This window comes from Mesorhizobium sp. YC-39 (genome assembly GCF_025753795.1).
Lineage (GTDB): Bacteria > Pseudomonadota > Alphaproteobacteria > Rhizobiales > Rhizobiaceae > Mesorhizobium.
Map to the genome: position 1 here is coordinate 903,063 of NZ_JAOWPS010000003.1, position 24,243 is coordinate 927,305.

27 protein-coding genes are annotated in these 24,243 nt (G+C 62.2%); 7 read left to right on the forward strand and 20 right to left on the reverse strand.

Features of this window, described 5'->3' with window-relative positions:
* Positions 1–63: 63 nt before the first annotated feature.
* Together OHD62_RS21250 and recO are read right to left on the reverse strand one after the other, a co-directional pair.
* Positions 64–582, reverse strand: coding sequence for a PaaI family thioesterase (locus tag OHD62_RS21250; protein WP_263786618.1), 519 nt, complete (start codon positions 580–582; stop codon positions 64–66).
* On the reverse strand, positions 579–1,355 hold the full coding sequence (recO, locus tag OHD62_RS21255) for a DNA repair protein RecO (RefSeq protein ID WP_263786620.1): 777 nt from the start codon (positions 1,353–1,355) through the stop codon (positions 579–581). Before recO ends, OHD62_RS21250 begins: the two co-directional genes overlap by 4 nt.
* A gap of 408 nt (positions 1,356–1,763) precedes the next feature.
* Here recO and OHD62_RS21260 point away from each other — a divergent pair, with 408 nt between their 5' ends.
* Positions 1,764–2,429 carry a CPBP family intramembrane glutamic endopeptidase gene (locus tag OHD62_RS21260; protein WP_263786621.1) on the forward strand — a complete coding sequence of 222 codons (666 nt, stop codon included), beginning with the start codon at positions 1,764–1,766 and terminating at the stop codon, positions 2,427–2,429.
* Positions 2,430–2,468: 39 nt separating this feature from the next.
* Here OHD62_RS21260 and OHD62_RS21265 read toward each other — a convergent pair whose 3' ends face one another.
* The 8 genes from OHD62_RS21265 to OHD62_RS21300 form a co-directional block, all read right to left on the reverse strand.
* Positions 2,469–3,356, reverse strand: a complete 888-nt coding sequence (locus tag OHD62_RS21265) for an aminoglycoside phosphotransferase family protein (protein ID WP_263786838.1) — start codon at positions 3,354–3,356, stop codon at positions 2,469–2,471.
* Positions 3,352–4,284: a GTPase Era gene (gene era / locus OHD62_RS21270; protein WP_263786623.1), complete on the reverse strand. Its 933-nt coding sequence runs from the start codon at positions 4,282–4,284 to the stop codon at positions 3,352–3,354. Before era ends, OHD62_RS21265 begins: the two co-directional genes overlap by 5 nt.
* On the reverse strand, positions 4,281–4,997 hold the full coding sequence (gene rnc, locus OHD62_RS21275; protein WP_263786840.1) for a ribonuclease III: 717 nt from the start codon (positions 4,995–4,997) through the stop codon (positions 4,281–4,283). Before rnc ends, era begins: the two co-directional genes overlap by 4 nt.
* Entirely contained in the window at positions 4,997–5,746 is a 750-nt protein-coding gene (gene lepB, locus OHD62_RS21280) for a signal peptidase I (protein WP_263786625.1), read from the reverse strand. The genes rnc and lepB overlap by 1 nt, the downstream gene beginning before the upstream one ends.
* Positions 5,747–5,823: 77 nt before the next feature.
* Positions 5,824–6,237 (reverse strand): holo-ACP synthase, encoded by a 414-nt coding sequence (acpS, locus tag OHD62_RS21285; RefSeq protein WP_263786627.1) that lies wholly within the window; start codon positions 6,235–6,237, stop codon positions 5,824–5,826.
* A complete protein-coding gene (locus tag OHD62_RS21290; protein ID WP_263786629.1) occupies positions 6,234–6,806 on the reverse strand; it encodes a DUF2062 domain-containing protein in 573 nt (190 codons plus the stop codon). Before OHD62_RS21290 ends, acpS begins: the two co-directional genes overlap by 4 nt.
* 261 nt (positions 6,807–7,067) lie before the next feature.
* Positions 7,068–7,661, reverse strand: a complete 594-nt coding sequence (locus OHD62_RS21295) for a putative glycolipid-binding domain-containing protein (protein WP_263786632.1) — start codon at positions 7,659–7,661, stop codon at positions 7,068–7,070.
* A 4-nt stretch (positions 7,662–7,665) separates the two neighbouring features.
* On the reverse strand, positions 7,666–8,211 hold the full coding sequence (locus OHD62_RS21300; protein ID WP_263786634.1) for a YkgB family protein: 546 nt from the start codon (positions 8,209–8,211) through the stop codon (positions 7,666–7,668).
* Between the two features lie 83 nt (positions 8,212–8,294).
* Between OHD62_RS21300 and OHD62_RS21305 the strand changes: the two genes are divergently transcribed.
* Positions 8,295–8,798 carry a MarR family winged helix-turn-helix transcriptional regulator gene (locus OHD62_RS21305; RefSeq protein WP_263786635.1) on the forward strand — a complete coding sequence of 168 codons (504 nt, stop codon included), beginning with the start codon at positions 8,295–8,297 and terminating at the stop codon, positions 8,796–8,798.
* Positions 8,799–8,964: 166 nt separating this feature from the next.
* Here the strand turns inward: OHD62_RS21305 and OHD62_RS21310 are convergent, their stop codons facing one another.
* The 4 genes from OHD62_RS21310 to rpoZ all read right to left on the reverse strand — a co-directional run bounded on the left by OHD62_RS21310 (position 8,965) and on the right by rpoZ (position 12,779).
* On the reverse strand, positions 8,965–9,345 hold the full coding sequence (locus OHD62_RS21310; RefSeq protein ID WP_263786842.1) for a VOC family protein: 381 nt from the start codon (positions 9,343–9,345) through the stop codon (positions 8,965–8,967).
* 82 nt (positions 9,346–9,427) lie between these two features.
* Complete coding sequence (gene pyrE, locus OHD62_RS21315) at positions 9,428–10,006, reverse strand: orotate phosphoribosyltransferase (RefSeq protein WP_263786844.1); 579 nt, start codon at positions 10,004–10,006, stop codon at positions 9,428–9,430.
* A 31-nt stretch (positions 10,007–10,037) separates the two neighbouring features.
* The gene (locus tag OHD62_RS21320) at positions 10,038–12,266 is read right to left on the reverse strand and encodes a RelA/SpoT family protein (protein WP_263786637.1); all 2,229 of its coding nucleotides are present in this window, start codon (positions 12,264–12,266) and stop codon (positions 10,038–10,040) included.
* A gap of 111 nt (positions 12,267–12,377) precedes the next feature.
* On the reverse strand, positions 12,378–12,779 hold the full coding sequence (gene rpoZ, locus OHD62_RS21325; protein ID WP_263786639.1) for a DNA-directed RNA polymerase subunit omega: 402 nt from the start codon (positions 12,777–12,779) through the stop codon (positions 12,378–12,380).
* A 314-nt stretch (positions 12,780–13,093) separates the two neighbouring features.
* On the opposite strand from rpoZ, the gene OHD62_RS21330 reads away from it, so the two are divergent.
* Entirely contained in the window at positions 13,094–13,675 is a 582-nt protein-coding gene (locus tag OHD62_RS21330) for an NYN domain-containing protein (protein ID WP_006331197.1), read from the forward strand.
* A complete protein-coding gene (locus OHD62_RS21335) occupies positions 13,672–14,361 on the forward strand; it encodes a uracil-DNA glycosylase (RefSeq protein ID WP_263786644.1) in 690 nt (229 codons plus the stop codon). Before OHD62_RS21330 ends, OHD62_RS21335 begins: the two co-directional genes overlap by 4 nt.
* Positions 14,362–14,382: 21 nt before the next feature.
* Here the strand turns inward: OHD62_RS21335 and OHD62_RS21340 are convergent, their stop codons facing one another.
* Complete coding sequence (locus OHD62_RS21340; protein ID WP_263786646.1) at positions 14,383–15,396, reverse strand: zinc-binding alcohol dehydrogenase family protein; 1,014 nt, start codon at positions 15,394–15,396, stop codon at positions 14,383–14,385.
* Positions 15,397–15,506: 110 nt separating this feature from the next.
* Between OHD62_RS21340 and OHD62_RS21345 the strand changes: the two genes are divergently transcribed.
* Positions 15,507–15,869 carry a winged helix-turn-helix transcriptional regulator gene (locus OHD62_RS21345; protein ID WP_107652009.1) on the forward strand — a complete coding sequence of 121 codons (363 nt, stop codon included), beginning with the start codon at positions 15,507–15,509 and terminating at the stop codon, positions 15,867–15,869.
* Between the two features lie 67 nt (positions 15,870–15,936).
* Here the strand turns inward: OHD62_RS21345 and OHD62_RS21350 are convergent, their stop codons facing one another.
* From OHD62_RS21350 to dapA, 3 genes are all read right to left on the reverse strand, one after another.
* Positions 15,937–16,683: a glycoside hydrolase family 25 protein gene (locus OHD62_RS21350; protein WP_263786649.1), complete on the reverse strand. Its 747-nt coding sequence runs from the start codon at positions 16,681–16,683 to the stop codon at positions 15,937–15,939.
* Positions 16,684–16,768: 85 nt separating this feature from the next.
* Positions 16,769–17,248, reverse strand: a complete 480-nt coding sequence (gene smpB, locus OHD62_RS21355) for an SsrA-binding protein SmpB (protein ID WP_006202221.1) — start codon at positions 17,246–17,248, stop codon at positions 16,769–16,771.
* A 25-nt stretch (positions 17,249–17,273) separates the two neighbouring features.
* Entirely contained in the window at positions 17,274–18,155 is an 882-nt protein-coding gene (dapA, locus tag OHD62_RS21360) for a 4-hydroxy-tetrahydrodipicolinate synthase (RefSeq protein WP_263786684.1), read from the reverse strand.
* Between the two features lie 472 nt (positions 18,156–18,627).
* Between dapA and OHD62_RS21365 the strand changes: the two genes are divergently transcribed.
* Complete coding sequence (locus tag OHD62_RS21365) at positions 18,628–20,658, forward strand: lytic transglycosylase domain-containing protein (protein WP_263786686.1); 2,031 nt, start codon at positions 18,628–18,630, stop codon at positions 20,656–20,658.
* A 237-nt stretch (positions 20,659–20,895) separates the two neighbouring features.
* Entirely contained in the window at positions 20,896–21,777 is an 882-nt protein-coding gene (locus OHD62_RS21370) for an alpha/beta fold hydrolase (RefSeq protein ID WP_263786688.1), read from the forward strand.
* Positions 21,778–21,839: 62 nt separating this feature from the next.
* On the opposite strand, the gene OHD62_RS21375 is transcribed toward OHD62_RS21370, so the two are convergent.
* Entirely contained in the window at positions 21,840–22,910 is a 1,071-nt protein-coding gene (locus OHD62_RS21375) for a tyrosine-type recombinase/integrase (protein ID WP_263786691.1), read from the reverse strand.
* Between the two features lie 241 nt (positions 22,911–23,151).
* On the reverse strand, positions 23,152–24,243 hold a 1,092-nt coding region (locus OHD62_RS21380; protein ID WP_263786693.1), incomplete at its 5' end, for a porin.

A 24,243-nucleotide genomic window follows, 5' to 3' on the forward strand; every position in this document is an offset into this window, starting at 1 on the left:
GACACTCAAATACGGCCGCCAAGCGACGACCGGACAATACGGCCGCCAGGCGGCGACGCAAATTCAGCGCGCCGCCAGATTGGCCGCCGGAAAGATCGAGCATGTTTCGGTGCCGAAAGCCAGCAGCTTGCCATTGGCATCCTTCAGCGTCGCTTCCGAAACCGCCAGCGTGCGGCCCTTGTGCACCACCTTGCCCTCGCAAACCACCTCACCGGTCTTCGGCGTGATCGGCCGCGTCAGGTTCACCTTGAATTCCGCCGTCGTATAGGCCTCGCCCCTGTCGAGCAGCGTCTGTACCGCACAGCCCAGCGCCGAATCCAGGAGTGTCGCGGCCCAGCCGCCATGCACGCCACCGAGCGGGTTGAGATAGCGCTCATTCGGCATGCCGCGGAACACCGCGCGTCCTTCCGACACTTCGGTAAGATCGAAACTAAGCTGGAAGGAAATCGGCGGCGCCGGATATTTGTTGTCGATAATGCGCTGGAGCAACTCAAGTCCAGTGTATTCCAGGATGTCCGCGTGCGGAATTGTGCCGAGGCCGAGCGGCGAAACCCGGCCGGGATAGAGCTCCACTTCGCTCATCTGGTGATCTCTCCGGCGACGGCTTCTCCAGCGACGGGCTTGCCAGGCGCGTAGTGCTTGCGCAGCGCCGCGAGGAAGCCGGCGCGGGCGCCGGGCGGCTCGATGCCGCGCGGTTCGTAGACATGGCGAGAAAAGAAGAAGCCGGTCAGCCGGAAAGCATCCTCGATCGCCGCCGGATCGGCGCGCAGGCCGGAGCCGCGCTGCAGGAAGGCAGGCAGCGGCAGCATCTTGTCGCGCCATGGCGCGCCGGCCTGGCGCGACACCGCGCGCCCGGATTTCGGCGAGACATAGGCAAGGTCCTGCCGGGCGCCGGTCGCCGCGCACTGGCTGAGATCGAGGCCGAAGCCGAGTTCGTCGAGAACGAGCAGCTCGAAGCGCGCCACCAACTCGCCGGCGGCATCGGCATCGTCGAGGTGAACGATCATCACGGCCAGAGTCTCGTAGAGGCCGCCATGGGCGTCGCGCTCGGGCAGCAGGCGCAGATGCGCGGCCATGGTCTGCAGCCCATAGATGGCGACGGCGCTGTCCATCAACCGGGCAGCGTTCATCTCGATCGCCTCAGCCTGGAAGGTGCCGAGATGTTCGTCGAGCCGCGCCCGCCACAACAAGTCGACGCGGTTGCCGGGTTGCAGGACCGGCTGCTGCTTGCGCGAGCGGCCACCGCGTACGAGGCCGAGGTGGCGGCCATGCGCACGCGTCATCACCTCGAGGATGGCGCTGGTTTCGCCATGCTTGCGGGTGCCGAGAATGATTCCCTCGTCGCGCCATTCCATGAACGAAGCTTGTCACCGCTTCGGTGGCGAAATCAAGATTTGGCTGAGCTTGACGCAGGAAATGCAATCGCCGGCAGCGCCAACAATATCGGAAATTCATCAGAAACCGCTCGGGATTTTGAACCGCGCAGGTGCCAATAAGGACGGGTTGACCGACGCGGTCGACGCCTGCCGAAACCGTTCGGCTGGTTCAGTCCCAGACGCAAGTCGACCGATCGGGCAGTTCGACGACCTCTCGTGCCCCACCCTGCCCGCTGCGAGGACCGGACATGACTTCCTTTCTGAGCCTGGTGCGAAGGCACCAGCTGATTGTCTTCTTTTCGCTGACGCTTGGCCTGACCCTGGCTGGCGTTCATCCCGTTCTGGCTATCGAATGGCGACAGCATTCCCTGGTTTACCTTCGGCCCGATGGTCCCCGGCTTCATCGTCGCGGCGCTTTCCGGCGGCTGGGGTTCGGTCAAGGCCATCCTCGCCTCGATGGTAAAATGGCGGGTGCATCCGCTGTGGTATGCGGTGGCGTTCGGCCTGCCCTTTGGAACGCAGCTGGTCTCGATCCTGATCAATCCGCTGTTTGGTGCCGCAGCTCCCGCCTGGAGCAACATTCCCGCAATAACCGAGATGCTGCCGATCATTGCGCTCTATGCCGTCTTCAGCGGTCCGCTCGGCGAGGAGCCCGGCTGGCGCGGTTTTGCGACGCCGCGTCTGCTGGTTGGTCGGTCGGCGCTCGCGGGCAGCCTGATCCTGGGTGTGATCTGGGCCATCTGGCGCTTCCCGCTTGGTCTGGTCGGCGACTTCAGCGTCTACGGCACGACCAATGTGGTGCTGGCTGGCGTGGTGTTCACCTGGCTCTACCAGCACACCGGCAGCGTGCTGCTCGCCTTCATCATGCACGTAACGCACCAGAACAGCGTGCGCTTCCTCGGCAAGGTGTTCGTCGAAGGCGACTATGTGCAGCAGCAGTGGATCGGGGTTGCGATCTGGGCAATCATCGCAATTGCCATCGTCGCCTACCACGGCACTGAGAGCTTCGTCCGCCGGCCAAAAGCACTGCTTGCCATCAGCGGTGCTGCCTGACTGGCTGGCGACCGCTGCAGAAACTCATGCGCCGCGGCATCACATCCGGCGCGTATGGTCGGCGAGCACTTCGTTGATCACATGTCGGGACTTTTCAATTTCGACCGGATTGACGTCTATGTCTCCGGCGAGCGTGATCAGCGCCTTCCACAGCGTCCAGCCACGGCCTCGCGCCCACATTGCTTCATCGGCGGGAAGGCCATCACGGAACGCCTCCCGGCTCTCGCCTTCGAACAGCGTCCAGGCAATCGCCAGATCGCATGAGGGATCACCGACGCCCGACGTTCCGAAGTCGATCACGGCGCTCAGCCGGCCTTGCCTGACCAACAGGTTTCCGCAACTGACGTCGCCGTGGAACCAGACGGGAGCACCCTGCCATGTCGCGGCAAGCGCTGCCTCCCACACCGTACTCGCGGCCTCCGTGTCGATCTTGCCATCGAGGGCGGCGATTGCCTGCCGGGTTTCACCATCATAGACGCTGAGCGGCCCGCCGCGAAAAAAGTTGTGCTGCCCAGGCGCCGGCCCGCCGGTGGGATCGATCCGTTGCAAGGCGACCAGGAGCTCGGCCAGACTGGCCGCGAATTGCGACGGGCTGGCGATACGTTCCCGCGTTGCCGTCTCGCCTTCGATCCAGCGATAGATTGACCAATGCCAGGGATAGTTCTCGGCCGGGGCTCCCATCGCCAGGGGCACCGGGATCGGCAGCGGCAGCAAGGGGGCCAGCCTCGGCAACCAGCGATGCTCTTTTTCGACTTGCAGGGAATAGGCGGCAGCGCTCGGCAGCCGCACGAGCATCTCGTCGCCGAGATGAAAGGTCCTGTTGTCCCAGCCGCCTGGTTCAACCGGCCTGACCGCAAGGTTCTTCCACCGAGGGAATTGGATGCCGATCAGTCGGCTGACGAGAGCCGTGTCGATTTCGATCTTAATGCGGAAACTCCAGCCCCATCTCGCGATAGCGCTCGGGATCGTCGCCCCAGTTCTCGCGCACCTTGACGAACAGGAACAGATGCACCTTCTGTTCGAGGATGCCTGCTATCTCCATGCGCGCCGCCTGGCCTATGGCGCGGATGGTCTCGCCCTTGTGGCCAAGCACGATCTTCTTCTGGCTGTCGCGCTCGACATAGATGACCTGTTCGATGCGCACCGAACCGTCCTTCTTCTCTTCCCATTTCTCGGTTTCGACATGCGAGGAATAGGGTAGTTCCTGATGCAGCCTGAGATACAGCTTCTCGCGGGTGATCTCGGCGGCGAGCTGGCGCATCGGCAGGTCGGAGATCTGATCCTCCGGATAGTACCAGGGGCCGACCGGCAAGGTTTGTGCGAGATAATCGAGCAGATCCTTGCAGCCGGAACCGGTCAGCGCCGAAACCATGAAGGTGCGCTTGAAGGGCACTTTTTCATTCGCTGCCGCGGACAGGGCCAGCAGCGCTTCGGGTCTGACCCGGTCTACCTTGTTGAGGATCAGCACCATCGGCTGGCGGACATCCTTCAGCCTTTCGAGGATAGCCTCGGCATCGCCCCTGATGCCGCGCTCTGCGTCGATCAGGAGCAGCACGACATCAGCGTCCTTGGCGCCGCCCCAGGCTGTGGTAACCATCGCCGTGTCCAGCCGCCGCTTTGGCTTGAAGATGCCGGGTGTGTCGACGAAAACGATCTGCGCATTCTCATGCGTGGCGATGCCGCGCACGATCGCGCGCGTGGTCTGCACCTTGTGGGTGACGATCGACACCTTGGCGCCGACCAACTGATTGACCAGCGTCGATTTTCCGGCATTGGGCGCGCCGATCAGCGCGACGAAACCCGAACGGGTAGCGGCGGCTTCCGCAGGCGAGGCGGCGTCTTCAGTGGCGGTCATGCCGCATCCCCTTGGTTAGGCCAGACGCCTTCGCGAAGCAGAAATGCCGAGGCCGCCGCTTCTTCAGCAGCCCTGCGCGAACCTCCCGTGCCACTTGACGGCGCAAAACCGTCAACCCGCACGCAAACCGTGAAAACGGGCTGGTGATCCGGTCCTTCGCGGTTTTGGATAACGTATTCAGGACGGGCATCGCTGGTCTTGGCAATCCATTCCTGCAATTCGGATTTGGGATTGGGTGGCTTGACGACCACCATGCTGGAGCGCGGCTCCCAGTAACGCATGACGAAACGTCGGGCGGCGTCGATGCCGCCATCCAGATAAATCGCCGCAATCAGAGCTTCGACCGCATCGGCGAGGTAATTGCCGCCCGAGCCTCGCGACCGCGACTTCAAGGCAGCGTCGGCGCGAACCAGATCTTCCAGCCCCATTTCAACGCCGATCTCGGAGCATGTGCGCGAATCGACCAGCGCATTGAAGCGCGGTGCGATTTCTCCTTCCGGAGCGGAAGGAAACTGCTGGAAGAGCATATCGGCGACGATGAGACCAAGCACCCGGTCGCCGAGAAATTCGAGGCGTTCGTTGTTCCTGACCGCCTTGACCGCGCTGGAATGGGTCAGCGCGGTCTCGAGCAGCCGCATGTCCTTGAATGCATGCCCTGTCCTGGCCTCCACCACACCAGCCAATGTTTCGCCAGTGGGGCGTTTCAAAGCCATCAGTTGACGAAGTGGAACAGGCGCGACGCCCGCATCAGCGACGGCCATTTCCAGATTTCGAGCGGGCTGGCGCCGCCGGCGATCGAGAAGAAGATGAGATTGGCGCGGCCGACCAAATTCTCGTCCGGCACGAAGCCGACAGTGAAGCGGCTGTCCGCGGAGTTGTCGCGGTTGTCGCCCATCATGAAATAGTGGCCGGGCGGCACGTCAAATACACGGGTGTTGTCGCCGATCGAATTCGGCGTCAGGTCGAGCGTGTCATAGCTGACGCCGTTCGGCAGGGTCTCGCGATAGACGTCGACCGGTCCGTTCTCTTCGGTGATGTCGCGATTGTCGATCTGGCCGACCTTCTGGCGTGGCACGCCGACGCCATTGATGAAGAGCTGGCCGTCCTTTACCTGGATCTTGTCGCCCGGCAGGCCAACGACGCGCTTGATGTAGTCGACGGAGGGATCCGGCGGGAACTTGAACACCACCACGTCGCCGCGCTTCGGCTCGGCGGCCCAGATGCGGCCCGAAAAGATATCAGGCCCGAACGGCAGCGAATAGCGGGAGAAGCCGTAGGACCATTTGGTGACGAAGAGATAGTCGCCCTCGAGCAAGGTCGGCCGCATCGACCCGGAGGGGATCGAGAACGGCTGGAACAGGAGCGTGCGGATGACAAGCGCGAGCAAAAGCGCCTGGACGATGACGCTGACGGTTTCGCCAAGCCCGCCGGATTTCTTCTGGGATTTTTCAGCCACGCTCATGTCGTCCTCGATTGTGCGTTGGTTGGTATAGAGTCTCGGCGCGCGCTGGGCAACGTCATGCCGGTGGTCAGATGCAATCAATGTGGCGCTTCTTCGACCGGCAACGCCTCGATGATCACAAAGGCTTGAGCAAGCGGAAATTCGTCAGTGATGGTGAGGTGGATTGCCGCCCTGTGCCCCGCAGGCAGGATTTTGGCCAGCTGCTCGGCAGCGCCGCCGGTCAGCGCCATGGTCGGTTTGCCGCTGGCCATGTTGACGACGCCCATGTCGCGCCAGAATACGCCTTGCGCGATACCAGTGCCCAGCGCCTTGGCGCAAGCCTCCTTGGCGGCAAAGCGCTTGGCGTAGGATGCAGCGCGGGCGCCGCGGCTTTCGGAGCGGGCCTGTTCGACCTCGGTATAGATGCGCTGGATGAAGCGCTGGCCATGACGGTCCAGCGATTTTTCGATGCGTCTAATATCGATCAGGTCGCTGCCGATGCCGATGATCATTCCGCGGGAACTTCCCGCCCGGTCCTGCCGGCTCTTTCGGCCAGGCGCTTGCGCCGTTGCTCGCGGAAGGCGGCCATGCCCCAGCGCGTGATGCCGTAGAACAACAGCCCGAAGATCAGGCCAAGCGGTACCGCGCCGATCGTCATCGGCTTCAGTATGGGTCCCCACAATTGCGAAAAGGAAAGACTGTGCAGCATGTCGCCCAGATGCGCTGGCGGCCCTTGCGCCGGCAGGCGCTCGTGCAGGATCAACTTGCCGGTCTCCCAGGACGCGCCCCACAACAGCGGGAAGGTCAGAGGATTGCCAAGCGCCGTGCCGAGCGCGGCCGCCACAAGATTGCCCGCGATGACCCAGGAGACGGCAAAGGCGATGATGAAGTGAAAGCCGAGCGGAAAGAACGAGGCGAAGACGCCCGCCGCAACACCGGCCGCCACGGCATGCGGAGTGGCCTTAAGCCGCAGGATGCGCTTGGAAAAATACCGCAGCGAGCGTGAGAACGAGCGGCGCGGCCACAGATAGGTACGCACGCGCTCGAGAACACCATCAGGCTTGCGGCGTCGAAAAAGCACTCTGTTCCAGTTCCCGGTTCATGACGCCCGGCCATCTCTGGCCAAGGGGCTCGACGGCCACATCTTGCGCTCTGCGGTCGCCGAAAGGCAACCACGACTTTGATATAGCGACACACCGGCGGCCGAACAACTGCGTGCTTCCCCCGCCCACATCGGCGTTTCGCCGCTTGGAGGAGGGTACAATCGCGGCGGATTTGAGGAGGCGCCACCCAAGTCATGATACCCACGGCCGCGATCTCGACCAGCAAGTCAGGACAAGCTTTACCAGTTGAGCGCAGCCTGCAAGTCAGCCGCTCCGCCGGTGTTGCCGGTCTCGGAAACCCAGCCGTCGGGATAATCTTGAGCAAAGCCGGCATCGGGAATGAGCAGCGTGGCTCGGTAGGGTACTGTCGGCGCCTCGTAGGCATACTCGGTTTCGCTCACGCGATTGTAGGTTTGCGGGAGCACAGCCAAAGTCGAGGCACCGGCAACCAGCCAAGCCACCGGAAAATCCGCTTTGTCGCCGACCTTAAGGTTCATCCTGCGGAGTTGTTGTAGGTTCGTCGCCGGAGTGAAGCTGTAGTCCAGGTCGACCATCGATTGAACCGCCGGCTGCGGCTGCCCATTAATGGTCCAGCCGGTTTCGCTGCGGACGATCGTGAGGTCGACTGTCTGAGCTCCAATGAATCCGCGAACCGTGCCGGACGTGGTCCTCCAATCTTCGGCCAGTTGCACGGTATAGTCCAAACGTGCGGGACCCGCCTCCGAGAGGTACACGGCAGTTCCATCAAGGAGCCAGCCGAGATCGGTCTGCTTGAGTTGCACGACATCGTGCCCCGGGTTGTCCGTCCTGCGCCAGATAGCGAGTAGCGTCATGTTCTCACACCTCGCTACGCCTTTCGTCGCCACGATCAATTTCCCGGTCAAAGCTCGACACGAGTCGCTGCAGGCTGCCGCCCAATACGACCAAGCTCACGCCGAGCAGCGCGACATCCTTGATCAAGAAGGCACCTAACCCATTGAGGAAGGGAAATCCTCCCGATCCCGTTTCCCAGATCGGTAGAGTGAGCATTGTCGAGGCTGTCAGCGCAAAAGTGATTGAACCCATGGCGCCTCCCATGTTTCCGGCCCAAATGCTACGGAGAGACGCAAGCAGCAAGAGCGCTGTGCCCAGTTCGACCACGCCAAGGAAGTAGCTAGCCCCAGCAAATCCGAACGCGGGATAGAGCCAGGCCAGCCACGGCGTATTCTCAACAAATGGCTTAAGCGCCTCGATCTCGATTGAGGTGAATTTCAAAATGCCGATCAACAGCAGCGGGAGCACCACCCCCGAAAGGGCGACGGCACGGCCAAGAGCCGTGAGGCGTTCACCGGCTTGATTGATGCACGCCATGAACGGCACGGTTGCCGTTGCAGAGGTAAGCATAGCCTGTCTCCTTCAATTTATGTGCTTCGAGCATATAATAATTTGGCCTTGATGTATATGCTTGGAGCACATATTTTTCCCTGATGGCTGATTCCAAGATCGAGAATGTGATTGGGGCTCTGGCGCTCGCCTTTGCGGACACGTTGCAGCGGGACGCTCAGGCCAAAGCGCCGGAGCCCGGCCCTGCGGCTGCGGCCATCACCCTCATTGGCCACGTGCCGGGATTGTCGATCGAGAGGCTGCGCCGCGCTCTGTCGCTGTCGCATTCGGGCGCCGTTCGACTGGTCGACAGATTGGTAGCGGAAGGATTGGCGGCTCGGTTCTCAGCACCTGACGATCACCGCGCGGTAGCGCTAAGGCTCACGCCCGTGGGTGAGACGACCTGCAGCGCTATTCTTTCGGCTCGTCAGAGGGGGCTCGCGTCAGCACTCGCCACTCTGGATTCGGAAGAGTTACAGCAGTTCGGCAAACTAGCCACGAAGCTGCTGCGTGGGTTCGTCAGCAACGAAGACCATGCCTACCGTATTTGCCGGCTCTGTAATTATACCGCTTGCCTCGACTGCCCTGTGGAAGCGGAATTGGCCTGAGCGGCCGCTTTGGCCCGCTCACTCTGAACACGCTGGAGCGCGTCATTTTACCAGAAGCAGGTATCGGATGCTGGACGATGCGCCGAGTTGCTGCGCCCGGAGGCCGAGCGGGCTGGCTGCAAGCCGCTCTTGCGCGATGCGCCTCGTTCTCAGCCGAAAATAGGTATTATTTCAGGTATTCGCTGACCTCGACGAGGTTGCCGTCCGGGTCGCGGAAATAGACCGACATCATCGGACCACGGGCACCGATTCGCTCGACCGGCCCGACTTCCACGGCAACGCCATTGGCCGCCAGGCTGGCGCATATCTCGGCGAGCGGCCGCGCGGCGACCAGGCAGAAATCCCCGGAGCCTGGCGTCGGCGCCTTCGCTTTCGGCTCGAAGGTGCGCCCAACCTCGTGCAGGTTAATCTTCTGGGCGCCGAACAGCAGTGCGGTCGGGCGGTCCGGCTCGTCGAGCCGCCTCAGCCCCAAGACGCGCTGATAGAAGGCGCAGGTTGCCTCGACGGAGCGGACCGTCAGCACGAAATGGTCAATCCCGGCGATCACGACGGCGCCACGGTCAGTGCGCACCGCTCCCGAAGAGATTCAAGTGGCGTGTGCTCAAGTGCTTGTTTTCGTACATGGCGCATCAGATGTTTCGGCTGCCAGGCTTGACGGCCGGAATGGCGGCGAGTTCGGGCGGCAGCCTGTCGGCCGGGTAAGCCGGAACCTCGTATTCGGCGAGCGCGATCAGCGGCACGCCGACATCGGTCTTGCCGGCCGAGCGGTCGATGATGCAGGCTGCGGCAACGACCTCGGCGCCGAGCGCGCGCAAGCAATCGATGGTCTCGCGGATCGACAGGCCCGTGGTGACGATGTCCTCAACGATGACGACGCGCGACCCCTTTGCGATCTCGAAGCGGCGCAGCCTGAACTCGCCCCCTTCCCGCTCGACCCAGATCGCCGGTGCGCCAAGATGGCGCGAGGTTTCATAGGCCGGAATCAGCCCGCCGATCGCCGGGCCGACGACATAGTCGATCCGGCCTGGCACGGCGGCGCGGATCTTTTCGGCCAGCGCCTTGCACAGGCGCTCGGTCTTGTCGGCATGCATGAAGACGCGGGCTTTCTGCAGGAAGACCGGGCTTCGCAAACCCGACGTCAGGATGAAATGCCCTTCGAGAACGGCGCCGGCTTCACGGAAAATGCCCAGCACTTCATCGGTGTTCATCTGCGCCTCGTCTCCAAATATGTTGGGGGCATCAGCCATTCACGCGCCTTGCATCGCTGACGCTCGAATTTTCCTTGAGCTGCGAGAGCAGCCGGTTCAGGTGCTTCAAATCCCAGACTTCGAGATCAATCAGCATTTCGGTGAAATCGGGCGCCGTGCGCACCATCGACAAGGTGTGGATGTTGGCATCGTTGGAGGCAACGACCTGGGCGATGTCGGCCAGCGAACCCGGCGCATTGATGGCGGTGACCGAGACGCGGGCGGGAAACCGCTCCTTGGTGCGCTCGTCTATGTCCCAGCGCACATCGATCCAGCGCTCGGGCTGGTCATCGAAGGCTTGCAACGCGGGCGACTGGATCGGGTAGATGGTGATGCCGGTTCCCGGCTGGATGATGCCGACGATGCGATCGCCGGGCACGGCACCTTCCGGCGCGAAGCGCACCGGCAGGTCACCGCGCACGCCGCGGATGGGGATTGAGCCGTCGCGCGGCTGGTTCTTGTCCTTGCGCGCGGCGCGACCGGGGATCTGGAACAGCATGCCGGCGGCGTTGCGGATCTTCGACCAGCCCTCCTCGCGCTGCTTGGGCGCCGCCAGCGTCACGCGTTCGTCCTTGAAATCCGGGAACACCGCCTTCATGACGTCGGTGGAGGCAAGCTCGCCGCGACCGACCGAGGCCAGCACATCCTCGATGTCCTTGCGCGCCAGCCGATGCAGCACCGACTTCAGGCTTTCCTTGGTGAAAGTCTTGCCGGACCGTTCGAAGGCGCGCTCCAGGATGCGGATGCCGAGACCCGAATACTGCTTGCGGATGGCGTTCTTGGTGGCGCGGCGGATCGCCGAGCGCGCCTTGCCGGTGACGACGACCGATTCCCAGGCGGCCGGTGGCACCTGTGCCTTGGAGCGGATGATCTCGACCTCGTCGCCATTCTTCAGCTCGGTCATCAGCGGCATGATGCGGCCATTGACCTTGGCGCCGACGCAGGTGTCGCCGACATCGGTGTGCACGGCATAGGCGAAGTCGATCGGCGTGGCACCACGCGGCAGCGCGATCAGCATGCCCTTGGGCGTAAAGCAGAACACCTGGTCCTGGAACAGCTCCAGCTTGGTGTTCTCGAGGAAATCCTCGGGATTGTCGCCTTCGGCAAGCTGCTCGATGGTACGCCGCAGCCAGGCATAGGCGTTGGTCTCCTTCGAGATCGCATGAGCGGTGCCGTTCACCTTGCCGCCGGTGTCCTTGTAGATCGAATGCGCGGCAACGCCGTATTCGGCGATCTTGTTCATCTGGTGGGTGCGGATCTGCAGCTCGACACGCTGGCGCGACGGCCCGACGATGGTGGTGTGGATCGACCGATAGTCGTTCTGCTTCGGCGTCGAGATGTAGTCCTTGAAGCGGCCGGGCACCATCGACCAGGTGGTGTGGATGGCGCCGAGGGCCCGATAGCAATCCTCGACCGTCTCGACGACGACACGGAAGCCGAAGATATCGGAGAGTTGTTCGAAGGACAGCGCCTTGGCCTCCATCTTGCGGAACACCGACCATGGCTTCTTCTGGCGGCTCTTGACCTCGGCCTTGATCGAATATTTGTCGAACAGGGTGGACAGCGCCTTCTCGATCTCGGACAGCACGCCCTTGTTGCGCTCGAATATCTCGGCCAGCCGGGCGGTGACGGCGCGATAGGCTTCCGGATTGATGTAGCGGAAGGCGATCTCCTCCAGCTCCTCGCGCATGCCTTGCATGCCCATGCGCCCGGCCAGCGGCGCATAGATGTCCATCGTCTCCTCGGCGATGCGCAGGCGCTTGGCCTCCGGCACATGGTCGAGGGTGCGCATATTGTGCAAGCGGTCGGCGAGCTTGACCAGAAGCACGCGCACGTCTTCCGAGATCGCCAGCAGGAGCTTGCGCAGGTTTTCCGCCTGCTCGGCCTTCTTGGAGACCAGATCAAGCTTCTTGAGCTTGGTCAGGCCCTCGACCAGCTTGCCCATTTCCGGGCCGAACAGTTCATCGATCTCGGCCCTGGTCGCCGTGGTGTCCTCGATCGTGTCGTGCAGCAGGGCAACCGCGATGGTCGCCTCGTCCATGTGCATTTCGGTGAGGATGGCGGCGACTTCGAGCGGGTGCGAGAAATAGGGATCGCCGGAGGCACGCTTCTGGTGGCCATGCTTCTGCATGGCATAGACATAGGCCTTGTTGAGCAACGCCTCGTTGACGTCAGGCTTGTAGCGCTGGACGCGCTCGACAAGCTCATACTGACGCATCATGGGCGGGATCTCGCGGTGCTGAAATGAATCATGCGCCGCACTGGAATGCGGCGCATGTCATAGATAGCCACGAAACCGCCGATACGAAAGTGTCGGCAGCTATGCCAAGGATCAATAGTCGTCGCTTTTTTCCGGCGGCACCAGGCCTTCGATGCCGGCCAGCAGGTCTTCCTCGGTCATGCGGTCGAAGGCGATGTTGTCTTCGGCGTCGTCGGCGTCGGCCGCGGCAACCGGGGCACCGGTCTGGTCGGCGATGGCCTCGCCGTCAGCTTCCGGCTCGTCGACCTCGACATGCTTCTGCAGCGAGTGGATCAGATCTTCCTTGAGGTCGTCGGGCGACAGCGTCTCGTCAGCGATCTCGCGCAGCGCGATGACCGGGTTCTTGTCGTTGTCGCGAGGAACGGTGATCGGCGCGCCCTGGCTGATCTGACGGGCGCGGTGGCCGGCGAGCAGCACCAGCTCGAAGCGGTTGTCGACCTTGTCGATGCAATCTTCAACGGTTACGCGGGCCATGGATTGCCCCTTTCGTGCCTGGATTTGATGGAAAACAGGCGCGGTCCATAACCCGAACGCCGCCAAAATACAAGCTTCATGGCAATATGAGGCCGGGCCGGGCCAATACCGGGATTCAACACCGGGATTCGGGGCGCCGACCGCCAGCAACGATCCGGCGTCCGATCACAATTGCTTGCAGTACAGCACCGCACCCTTGGTTTGCCGTAAAACTGGCGTTATCTCGAATGATGAGAGGTCAGCCGGTTTATTAAGAGCCGACCGATAGTCACTGCGCATTTTGACGACCGTTTATTTCGAAAAAGGATATTTCCATGTTCGATCCTCGTGAGAAAATCGCCCTTTTCATCGACGGCGCCAATCTCTACGCCACGTCGCGCGCGCTCGGCTTCGACATCGATTACCGCAAGCTTTTGTCGAGCTTCCAGAAGCGTGGCTACCTGCTGCGCGCCTACTATTACACGGCGCTGGTCGAGGACCAGGAATATTCCTCGATCCGGCCGCTGATCGACTGGCTCGACTATAACGGCTTCAAGGTGGTGACCAAGCCCGCCAAGGAATTCACCGACTCGACCGGCCGCCGCAAGATCAAGGGCAATATGGACATAGAGCTGACCGTCGATGCGCTGGAGCTCGCCGATGTCGTCGACCACTATGTCATCTTTTCCGGCGACGGCGATTTCCGCACGCTGGTCGAGGCGCTGCAGCGGCGCGGCCGCAAGGTGTCGATCGTCTCGACCATGGCCTCGCAACCGCCGATGATCTCCGACGATCTGCGCCGGCAAGCCGACCATTTCATCGATCTTATGACGCTGAAGAACGATGTGGGCCGCGATCCGTCCGAAAGGCCGGTGCGCCGGCCCGAGCCGGCCGAAGTCGACGAGGACGACTTTTGACGGCAGCAGCCTTGACCGCTCCGACCCCCGCTCCCTTGGTCGCCTCCCCGGAACCCGACCGCGATTGCCCGCTTTGCCCGCGGCTGCATGATTTCATCGCCGAATGGCGACGCCGCGAACCATCCTGGTTCAACGCGCCGGTGCCAACCTTCCTGCCGCCGGAGGGCGAAGATGCGGTGCGGCTTTTGATCGTCGGGCTGGCGCCCGGCCTGCGCGGCGCCAACCGAACCGGGCGTCCCTTCACCGGCGACTATGCCGGCGACCTGCTCTACGGCACGCTGATTGCGCACGGTCTGGCGCGAGGCGAATTCAAGGCGCGGCCCGACGACGGGCTGGAGCTTGTCCAAACGGCGATCACCAATGCGGTGCGCTGCGTGCCGCCGGAGAACAAACCGGTGGGTGCGGAGATTGCCACCTGCCGGACGTTCCTGGTGCCGACGATTGCGCGGTTTCCCAATCTGCGCGCCGTGCTGGCGCTCGGCTCGATCGCCCACCAGTCGACGGTCAGGGCGCTGGGTGGGCGTGTTGCCGCCCATCCCTTCCGGCATGGCGGACAGCAACAGGCCGGCGGCATCACGCTGTTTTCCAGCTATCACTGCTCGCGCTACAACACCAATACGGGCGTTTTGACCGAGGCGATGTTCGTCAATGTTTTTAGCAAGATAGAGGCCTTTCTGCAGAGTTAGATTCGGGCTGGCTACCTCGGATCAAAAACCTTCGAGGACAATCTTGCCCTTGGCCTTGCCGGTCTCGATCAACGCATGGGCGCGCTTCAGATTGGCGGCGTTGATAGGGCCGAACGTCTCGCCCAACGTCGTGCGGATGGTGCCTGCGTCGACAAGCCGGGCCAATTCGTTGAGGTGTTCGCCCTGTGCGGCCATATCCGCCGTCTCGAATATCGACCGGGTGAACATCAGCTCCCAATGCACCGAGACGCTCTTGCGCTTGAACGGATTGATGTCGAGCATCTGGGGATCGTCGATCAACCCGAAACGGCCCTGCGGTGCGATCAATTCGGCGATTTCGGCCAGGTGTTTGTCTGTGTTGGTTGTCGAGAACACAAAGGCCGGTGCGCCGATGCCGAGTGCTGCGACTTCTGCAGCGAGCGGCCTGGAATGATTGACGACGTGATGGGCGCCAAGCCCAAGCACCCAGTCACGCGTTTCAGGCCTCGATGCGGTGGCGATCACCGTCAGATCGGTCAGCTGGCGCGCAAGCTGGACCGCAATTGAACCGACGCCGCCTGCACCGCCGATGATCACGATGGCATTCGCGGCGCCTACGACCGGCTTCTTCACGTCAAGGCGATCGAACAGCGTCTCAAAGGCGGTAATTGCCGTCAGCGGCAGCGCCGCCGCTGACGCATAGTCGAGCGAGCCGGGCTTGCGGCCGACAAGGCGCTCATCGACGAGGTGGAACTCGGCATTGGTGCCTTGCGGCGCCAGCGCACCGGAATAGAAGACGTCGTCTCCGGGCTTGAACAGGTTGGCATCCGGACCCGTGGCGACCACTCGGCCGGCAGCGTCCCAACCAAGCACGCGCCAGCTTCCGGCTTCGGGTTTGGCGCTTTTGCGGATCTTGGTGTCGACCGGATTGACCGAGATCGCCTTCACCTCGACCAGCAGTTGACGGCCTTTCGGCTCTGGCTTGGGCAAGTCGATATCGACGAGGGACGACTCATCGGTGATGGGGGCTGGGATTTGATAGCCGACGGCGCGCATTCTGATCTCCGCGATTGCTGTTGAGCGTTGTCTGGGGCAGAGATGCGGATTATGTGTGTCAAGCGCAAGAATGCACATATAAAGCACATAGTGTCGAAAAGGATACCGTCATGCCGCGCATTCGCCATGAGCGATTCGATTGCAGCCCCGGCTGCACCGTGGAGGGCACGCTCCGCTACATCGACGGGAAGTGGAAAGGCGTCGTGCTCTACCATCTGTTCGAAGGCACGCTGCGCTTCAACGAGATACGCCGACGCATTCCGAACTGCACGCAGCGCATGCTGACCAACCAGCTTCGCGAGTTGGAAGCCGATAGGCTCATCGCTCGCAAAGTCTATGCCGAGGTGCCGCCGAAGGTGGAATACAGCCTGACGCCGCGCGGCAGGAGCCTGGAGCCGGTAATCACAGCGCTCAAGGCCTGGGGCGATGCGAATGTGATGCTCGGCCCGCAGGCGTCACAAGCCGCGGCGTGAGCGCAGGATTCCAGTCATCCTGGCGCTACAATCGGCGTTTCGACAGCAGAGATGTTCCTTAACCTTTTCAAGGAGATCGCGGCGTTTCTGCAGGAATAGAGTCGGAAGGCGTCGCGGCAAACAGCTCGGCCAATTTCTCCGGTCCGCCCTGCAAAACATTGAGGTCGACGTCGCCCTCGATGCCATTGACACGGCCTTTGTTGTGGTACTGCCAGTAGATCCAGTCGTCATGGCTCGGCCGCAACGCCAGCGAACGACGCCAGTGCGGGCGGCCGGCAATCTGTTCGGCATAGATCTTGGCGGCCTCGTCGGTCACATAGACGATCGCTGTCTTGCCGAATGCTGCCTCGACCGGCCCGAGAAATGCTGCAAGCTCGGCATCCAGCTGCTCGGGAGATGGCCGCTGCGGACAATTGCCGCCAAATTCGACATCCACCACCGGCGGCAGCAGAGGCTGATCGCGCGGCACAATGGAGATGAAATTCTTCGCTTGATCGGCTCCCGGCCGGCAGAAGGTGAAGAAATGATAGGCGCCGACGGCAAGACCCGCGGCCCTGGCCTCACTCAGATTGGTGGCGAAGGCATCGTCGACATGATCGCCGCCTTCGGTCGCCTTGATGACTGCGAAGGCGACATCGTCGGCGGCGACACGCGGCCAGTCGATCTTACCCTGATGATGGGAAACGTCGATGCCCCTTACCGGAAATCTGTCACGATCCGGCGAGAAGGTGTGGAAATAGAAAAGGCCGCCGGCCGCGACGAGACCGGCTAAAACCAGACTCGCTGCGCCCCAGAGGATGATCCGGTTCTTCAAGACTATCCCTTGTGTCCGCGGGCTCCGGCTGTTTGAAACCTGAAAGCCAGACGCCGGCTTTTTTCAGGCTAGAGCGGGAGGTTTCTCACCCACGCTCCTTCAGCAACCGGCCCTTCTCGCGCGACCAGTCGCGCTGCTTCTCGGTCTCGCGCTTGTCGTGCAGCTTCTTGCCACGACCGACGGCGAGCAGCAGCTTGGCGCGGCCCTGGTCGTTGAAATAGATCTTCAGCGGCACCAGCGTCATGCCTTCGCGGTCGACGCTCTGCGACAGCTTGGCCATCTCGCGCTTGTTGAGCAGAAGTTTCCTGCGCCGGCGTGGCTCGTGATTGAAGCGGTTGGCCTGCAGATATTCCGGGAGGTAAGAGTTGATCAGCCAGATCTCGCCGCCTTCGACCGATGCGTAGCTGTCCTGGATGTTGGCCTGGCCCTGGCGCAGCGACTTGACCTCGGTGCCGGTCAGCACAAGACCGGCCTCGATCGTGTCGAGCACCTCATAGGAAAACCGCGCCTTGCGGTTTTCGGCAACGGTCTTGTTGTTGGGATCGGCTTTTCTGACTTGATTCATGATGCGGAGAGGTGGCGCCTCATCCCTAATTAATCAAGCCGGCGTGCTTCATGGCCGCATCGATCTTCTCGGCGGTCGAGGCTTCGACCGTCATCAGCGGCGAGCGCAGCACATTCTCGACCTTGCCAAGCTTCGACAGCGCGTATTTCGCGCCGGACACGCCGGGCTCCAGGAAGATCGCCTTGTGCAGCGGCAACAGGCGGTCCTGTAACTCCAGTGCCTTGACGCTGTCGCCGGAAAGCGTCGCCTCCTGGAATTCGGCGCAGAGCCTGGGCGCGACATTCGACGTCACCGAGATGCAGCCGACGCCGCCATGGGCATTGAAGCCGAGCGCGGAGGCGTCCTCGCCCGAAAGCTGGATGAAATCCTTGCCGCAGGTGGCGCGCTGCTCGGAGACCCGCTCGACCTTGCCGGTGGCGTCCTTGACGCCGACGATGTTCTTGAAGTCGTGAGCCAGCCGGCCCATCGTCTCGGGCATCAGGTCGATCACCGAGCGCGGCGGGATGTTGTAGATGATGATCGGTAGGCTGGTCGCCTTGGCGACAGCGGCGAAATGCGCATAGAGGCCGCGCTGCGTCGGCTTGTTGTAGTAGGGCGTGACGACGAGCGCCGCGTCGGCACCGGCCTTTTCGGCATACTGGACCAGACCGACCGCCTCTGCGGTGTTGTTAGAGCCGGCGCCGGCGACGACAGGGGCGCGGCCCTTGGCCACCTCGATGCAGACCTTGACGACATGGCGATGCTCATCATGCGACAGCGTCGGCGACTCGCCGGTGGTGCCGACCGGGACGAGGCCCGTCGTGCCCTCGCCGAGCTGCCATTCGATGAACGCACGAAAGGCTTTCTCGTCGAAACGGCCGCTCTTTTCGAACGGTGTCACGAGCGCGGTGAGCGAGCCTCTCAGCATATCGTCCAACTCCTTGGGACTTTTCTGAGCCTGTTTGGAAACTCTACTCTGGCGGCCATCTGATGGCGTTTTCTGCGCTTCCGGTGCTCACGGACCCAAATGTCCGCTGCGCTCCGGTTCTCGAAACCACCACCATATGACTCGCCAGAGCGATTTTCGAAACAGTCTCTTGGTCTGTCGTGGGCGCCTTCTAGCCGAAAGCGAAGCGGCGCACCATAGTCTCGACATTGTTGCGCGGCAAGCATCATGCATGTCGCCCAAAAGTGGAAACCGGTTTTGGGATAACGACATGCATAAAACAAGAACCAAAGCGCGTCGCATGAATCCGTTCAGACGCGACGCGCATTGGTGCCAGCAAGCGCAATTTGAACGACCTCGATAAGCTTTTGTTTACGTGCTCTTCACCACGGGCGACTAGGCTTCAGAATATCTGTGCCTTTTGGTCTGTGCAAAGACAGGAATGACGCAAACCATGCCGACCGGACGGCCTCACCTTTTCGCTCTGCTTGGCGCCACTGCCATGCTGATGCCGGGCGTGGCGGTCGGCAGCAACGTCGATGTACAGGTCACATCGGCCATCCCGATGCCGAGCCTGCAAGACAAGCAAGATACCTCCCCAACCGCCAGCATCACCAGGTTGAAGAGCGGCCTCGATGCGCTGGCGGCCAACGACATTGCCCGTGCGCGCCAGGTGCGCGAGAGCCTGCCGGCCAATTCGCTCGACCGGCATATCCTTGCCTGGGCGATCGCGCTCTATGGCGGCGATCAGGTGCCGAGCGGCGACATTGCCGATGCCGCCAAGATGTTGCCGGCCTGGCCAGGCACGATGGCCTTGCGCGAAAACAGCGAGCGCGCGCTCTACCGCGAGAACCCCGCCCCGCAAGTCGTGGTCCAGGCCTTTGGCGGCAGCCAGCCGCGGACGCCAGAGGGCGTGGTGATCCTGGCACGCTCCTACCTGGCGCTGGGCAATGCCAAGGCGGCACGCTCGGTGCTGTCGCCGTTCTGGCGCACTGAAAAGCTGGAAGCCAGGGACGAGGCGGCAATCGTTCAGGAATTCGGCAAGCTCATCCCTGCCGCCGACCACCGTTACCGCATGGAGCGCATGTTCTATGCCGACCGGGTCAATTCGGCGCTGCGCGTCGCTGGTCTCGCAGGCGCCCAGCAACTGGCCGATGCGTGGGCGGCAGCGGCCAAGGGCGACAAGAACACCGCCAGACTGCTAAAGGCGGTGCCCGCCGCACAGCGTTCGGCCGGCTATCTCTTCGCCGAGGCCGAATATCTGCGTAAGCAGGATAAGTTTTCCGACGCTGCCGCGGTGGTGATGCAGGCGCCGGCCGACCGTGACGCGCTGGTCGATCCGGACGCCTGGTGGGTCGAGCGCCGCGTGCTGTCGCGCGAACTGGTCGACCAGGGCGACATGAAGACCGCCTATAAAATCGTCGCGGCACACGCCGCCGAAAGCGCCGCCAACGCAGCTGAAGCCGAGTTCCATGCCGGCTGGTACGCGCTGCGCGGCCTCAACGACCCCGACACCGCCGCCAAGCACTTCGCGCGGATCGCCGATCTCGCCCAGGGGCCGATGTCGCTGTCGCGCGCCTATTACTGGCTTGGCCGTACCGCCGAAGCCGGCGGCCCCGGCAGCGCCAAGGACTACTTCACCCGCGCCGCCACATACGGCACCACCTTCTACGGCCAGCTCGCCGGCGAGCGTGTCGGCCGGCGGAGCCTTAACATCGCCTATCCGCAGCCGAGCGCGGCTGACCGGCAGAACTTCGCCGGCCGCGAGGCCGTCAGCGCCATCAAGCGGCTGCAGGAGGCCGGCTACGAGCGCTATGCCGATACGCTTTACCGCGACCTTGCCGGGCAATTGACCAGTCCGGGAGAACTGGCGCTGCTGGCCATGATGGCTGAAAAGCAGGGCAACCATTTCCTGGCGCTGAAAGTCGGCAAAATCGCCGGCGCGCGCGGCATCGACGTTGGCGCGCTGTCGCATCCGCTCGGCGTCATTCCCGACAGCGCCAACATCTCCGGCTCCGGCAAGGCGCTGGCCTATGCGATCGCCCGCCAGGAAAGCGAATTCAACATCGGCGCGGTCTCCAGCGCCGGAGCACGCGGGCTGTTGCAGCTCATGCCGGGGACCGCCAAGCAGTTGGCGAAGAAGGCGGGCATGACTTTCTCGCAGGCGCGGCTGACCACCGATGCCGGCTACAACGCGACGCTGGGCGCCGCCTTCCTCGGCGAACAGCTCGGCCGCTTCAACGGCTCCTACGTGCTGACCTTCGCCGGCTACAATGCCGGCCCCAACCGCGCCGCCCAGTGGGTGGCCAAATATGGCGACCCGCGCGGCAAGGACGTGGATGCGGTCGTCGACTGGATCGAGCGGATTCCCTACACGGAAACAAGAAGTTACGTGCAGCGCGTGATGGAGAACTACGAGGTCTACAAGATGCGTATTTCCGGCAAGTACGACATCGTGGGAGACCTGGTGAACGGACGGAGTTGAGGCTCCTCCTTCTCCCCTTGTGGGAGAAGAAGGCCGAGCCAAGCTCGGTCGGATGAGGGGTGTTCCAGGGAACGCCGACGCCTCATTGCTTCCAGCACACCTCAACCGTCTCAGCGCTGCGCGCCGATTCACCTTCTCCCACAACAAGGGGAGAAGGAGGAGCCCTGCTCATTTGACCGCGCCCGCCCTCGCCTGTAGCAGTCGGGAGACGATCCGGCAGGTAGGAATCGAGTTCAGATGACCGAAGGCTTTTCCGATTTCTTCTACGCCTCGCCCGACGGGCTAAAACTCCATGCCCGCATCTATGGCGAAGCAAACTCCGGCCACTGGCCGGTCGTCTGCTTGCCGGGCCTGACCCGCAATGCCCGCGATTTCCACGAGTTGGCGCTGCATCTGTCGGGGCGGGCGGCGAGAAAAATTGTCGCCTTCGACTATCGCGGACGCGGACAATCCGCCTATGACCCCGATATCAGCCACTACAATGTCGGCGTCGAAGCTGGCGATATCCTCGCCGGGCTGGGAGCGCTGGGGATTGAGGAAGCGGCCTTCGTCGGCACGTCGCGGGGCGGGCTGATCATCCATGTGCTCGGTGCTATGAAGCCATCCGTGCTGAAAGCCATTGTCCTCAACGACATCGGCCCCGTGGTCGAGGCCGACGGCTTTGCCCATATCCGCTCCTATCTCGATCCCTCGCCGAAGCCGAAAACCCGTGCCGAGGCGATCAGTGCCCAGCGCGGTGCGCATGGCGGCGACTTCCCTGCCCTGAGCGCTGCGGATTGGGAACGGATGGTGTGGGCGCTCTACCGCGAGACAGAGGAGGGGCTGTTGCCGGATTTCGACCCTCGACTGATCCAGACGCTGGCAGGTCTCGACCTCACCCAGCCGCTGCCTGATCTGTGGCCGCAATTCGAGGCGCTGGCGGCAATCCCGTTGCTTGCCATACGCGGCGCCAATTCGAAACTGCTATCCGTCGAAACGCTCGAACAGATGCGAAAGCGGCATCGCGATATCCAGACGATCACGGTCGAGGGCCAGGGCCACGCGCCTTTTCTGGAGACCGGCGGCCTGCTCGGCGCCATCGCTGCTTTTCTGGATCGGGCGGAGCTCAAGTCCAGTTGAAGTAAAACCCCAAGACCTGATCGGTCCTGGGGTGGTTACAGAAGTATAGAAATGGCCAGGGCTTACTTGGCTTTCGAGCTTTTCCTCGGTGCCTTTGCGGCCGTCGGTTCGGCCTTATGCTCGCTCGGCGATGCCGAAGGCGTCGTCAATGGAGACGAAAACACAGAGCTTTCAGCACTCCCAGCCGCCGCCCCGCTGCGAGGCGTTTCCAGCACGGTGACGCAGCCATCGAGGTCGTTGGTGGCAAGATGCGCGTAGCGCATGGTCATCGAAAGCGTCTGGTGGCCGAGCCACATCTGCACGCGCCTGATGTCGATGCCGCCCTGGACGAGACGCGAGGCGCAGGTGTGACGCAAGATATGCGGCACCACCTGATCGTCGGCGCCAAGACCAACTTCGGCTTTGGCATCGTTCCAGATGGCGCGAAACTGCGCCTGGCTGAGCTTGGTGAACGGGCCCTTGGGCCGCCGGCCCTCGGTGGGCGGCAGCTTGATCACTTCCTTTACCCGCTCGGTCATCGGAATGGTGCGGCTGCGGCCGGATTTGGTGATCCAGAAGCTGACGCGATGCTCCTGGATATCGTTCCAGATCAAGCCGAGCGCCTCGCCAAGACGGCATCCGGTGTCGACGAGAAAAACGGAGAGCCGGTAGGCATCCTCGCTGCGGCTCTTGATGGCGGCAAACAGCCGTGCCTCTTCGTCCCTTTCCAGGAAGCGAATCCGCCCTGCCCGCTCCTTCTGGCGGCGGAACTCGGGCAGGCTGTGGATATCTCCCATCTTATGAGCCTTGCGCAGCAGTTTGCTGAGAGCAGCCATCTTCCGGTTGATGGTTGCGTTGCTGTTGCCGCGCTGGCGCAAGGTGCCGATTAGGTTGTCCAGGGTGCCCTGGTCAAAAGCGCTGAAACGCTCTCCGAGGAGAATCTCATCGATTTCGCCGATGAAGGAGCTGACATTGTATTTATGCCGCCCATCATCCCAAAGTATGTCCCGGTATGCTGAAAACAGCTCTCCGACCCTGTACGACTTTACTTCCCGTATCTTGTTGTAACTGTATTTTATCTTCGAGATTTGAGAAGAAAATATCGAAAAATGATCAGAGGGGTCTTCCTCTTGAATCGCTTCGGTCGTCATCATTCGCCACACCCCCGAGTGGATGGCATTCACACCTACCCGCTTGGAAGCGCCCTTTCAAGAGTTTTGATCACGCGGTTGTGATTTCATCCGCCCATCGACGGATCCCACGAAATCGTCCCACGGACCTATTCAGCTACCGTTACCCCCTGTTCCTTCTGTTTGCCTTGGTCCAGTCACGAAACAAAACAGCCCGGGCGTTGAAGCGCCCGGGCTGGAATTGCACTTGTATTAAGTCCAGCCTTTAGAACGAGCGCTGGAAGCGGAGCATGCCGCCGATGGCGTCGTCGCCATCAGTAATACCGGTCCAGTTGTGGTTCAGGCCATCGAGATTGTCGATCGAGCCTGCATTGACGTAATCGACTTCGGCCGTGATCGTCAGGCCCGGGACAACGTCATAAGCGATGTTGGCTGCGATGCCGAGGTTTTCACCTTCGTCATAAGAGATCTGGGTGTTGAACGAGGTCTTCTCGTTGAACTTGTAGGTGCCACCACCCCAAAACGCCCAGTTGCCATCCCACGGCTTGTAGAAGCCGCGGCCGCCAGCTGCGAAGACATAGGTCGGGTCCGTCAGGTTGTCATCGGTGCCGTAGCCGCCCATGATGAACAGGGAAATTGCATCGTTGACAGTCACGTCCAAACGAACCTTGCCGGACACTTCTTCATAGTTGCTGTCATAGGCGATGACACCGGTGATGGCGCCCCAACCCTGCGTCCACTTCACGCCGCCGACGACATGCGGAACGTAGCTGTCGATCGTGCCGACGCCGTAGAAACCATCAACGCCGCCGCCCGAGCCTTCTTCGAGAGAGACAACGGCCGAGAAGCCGTTGCCGGCATCGAAGTAGTACTGGACGACGTTGGTGTCGAAGCCGCCATAGGGAACCAGCGTATCCTGGATGACGTTGCCGGCATAGCCGATGAACGTATCGAAGGCCGATTCGTCCTTACCGACACGCAGGCCGCCGAGCTGGATCCAGGCGAAGTTCAGCGAAACACCGGTGCTGTAGGCAGGATTGACGTCACCGACGAAGCCCGCATCACGGTTGTTGTTCTGGAAGTTGAAGCGGGTCTCGGTGTAGGTCTTCAAGGTGCCGAGTTCGGTTTCCTGGCCGGTCCAGGTCTTCAGCGCGAAACGGGCCTTCTTGTAGTAGGTGTCGTTGCTGCCGCCGTCCTCAACATCGGCGGACGTCGCACCGTCGAACGAACCCACGTCACCGACGCCGATGTCGTAGCGGACATAGCCGCCGATGCGCAGGCAGGTTTCGGTTCCGGGAATGTAGAAATAGCCAGCGCCGTAGACGTCGCAGATCTTGACGTATTCGGCGGGTTCCGG

Bases quoted from the DNA above. Each gene is read 5' to 3' on its own strand.
- OHD62_RS21250 (WP_263786618.1), bottom strand. From the start codon at position 582: ATGAGCGAAGTGGAGCTCTATCCCGGCCGGGTTTCGCCGCTCGGCCTC.
- recO (WP_263786620.1), bottom strand. From the start codon at position 1,355: ATGGAATGGCGCGACGAGGGAATCATTCTCGGCACCCGCAAGCATGGC.
- OHD62_RS21260 (WP_263786621.1), top strand. From the start codon at position 1,764: ATGGTCCCCGGCTTCATCGTCGCGGCGCTTTCCGGCGGCTGGGGTTCG.
- era (WP_263786623.1), bottom strand. From the start codon at position 4,284: ATGACCGCCACTGAAGACGCCGCCTCGCCTGCGGAAGCCGCCGCTACC.
- rnc (WP_263786840.1), bottom strand. From the start codon at position 4,997: ATGGCTTTGAAACGCCCCACTGGCGAAACATTGGCTGGTGTGGTGGAG.
- lepB (WP_263786625.1), bottom strand. From the start codon at position 5,746: ATGAGCGTGGCTGAAAAATCCCAGAAGAAATCCGGCGGGCTTGGCGAA.
- acpS (WP_263786627.1), bottom strand. From the start codon at position 6,237: ATGATCATCGGCATCGGCAGCGACCTGATCGATATTAGACGCATCGAA.
- OHD62_RS21295 (WP_263786632.1), bottom strand. From the start codon at position 7,661: ATGACGCTACTCGCTATCTGGCGCAGGACGGACAACCCGGGGCACGAT.
- OHD62_RS21300 (WP_263786634.1), bottom strand. From the start codon at position 8,211: ATGCTTACCTCTGCAACGGCAACCGTGCCGTTCATGGCGTGCATCAAT.
- OHD62_RS21305 (WP_263786635.1), top strand. From the start codon at position 8,295: ATGGCTGATTCCAAGATCGAGAATGTGATTGGGGCTCTGGCGCTCGCC.
- pyrE (WP_263786844.1), bottom strand. From the start codon at position 10,006: ATGAACACCGATGAAGTGCTGGGCATTTTCCGTGAAGCCGGCGCCGTT.
- OHD62_RS21320 (WP_263786637.1), bottom strand. From the start codon at position 12,266: ATGATGCGTCAGTATGAGCTTGTCGAGCGCGTCCAGCGCTACAAGCCT.
- rpoZ (WP_263786639.1), bottom strand. From the start codon at position 12,779: ATGGCCCGCGTAACCGTTGAAGATTGCATCGACAAGGTCGACAACCGC.
- OHD62_RS21330 (WP_006331197.1), top strand. From the start codon at position 13,094: ATGTTCGATCCTCGTGAGAAAATCGCCCTTTTCATCGACGGCGCCAAT.
- OHD62_RS21340 (WP_263786646.1), bottom strand. From the start codon at position 15,396: ATGCGCGCCGTCGGCTATCAAATCCCAGCCCCCATCACCGATGAGTCG.
- OHD62_RS21345 (WP_107652009.1), top strand. From the start codon at position 15,507: ATGCCGCGCATTCGCCATGAGCGATTCGATTGCAGCCCCGGCTGCACC.
- smpB (WP_006202221.1), bottom strand. From the start codon at position 17,248: ATGAATCAAGTCAGAAAAGCCGATCCCAACAACAAGACCGTTGCCGAA.
- dapA (WP_263786684.1), bottom strand. From the start codon at position 18,155: ATGCTGAGAGGCTCGCTCACCGCGCTCGTGACACCGTTCGAAAAGAGC.
- OHD62_RS21365 (WP_263786686.1), top strand. From the start codon at position 18,628: ATGCCGACCGGACGGCCTCACCTTTTCGCTCTGCTTGGCGCCACTGCC.
- OHD62_RS21370 (WP_263786688.1), top strand. From the start codon at position 20,896: ATGACCGAAGGCTTTTCCGATTTCTTCTACGCCTCGCCCGACGGGCTA.
- OHD62_RS21375 (WP_263786691.1), bottom strand. From the start codon at position 22,910: ATGATGACGACCGAAGCGATTCAAGAGGAAGACCCCTCTGATCATTTT.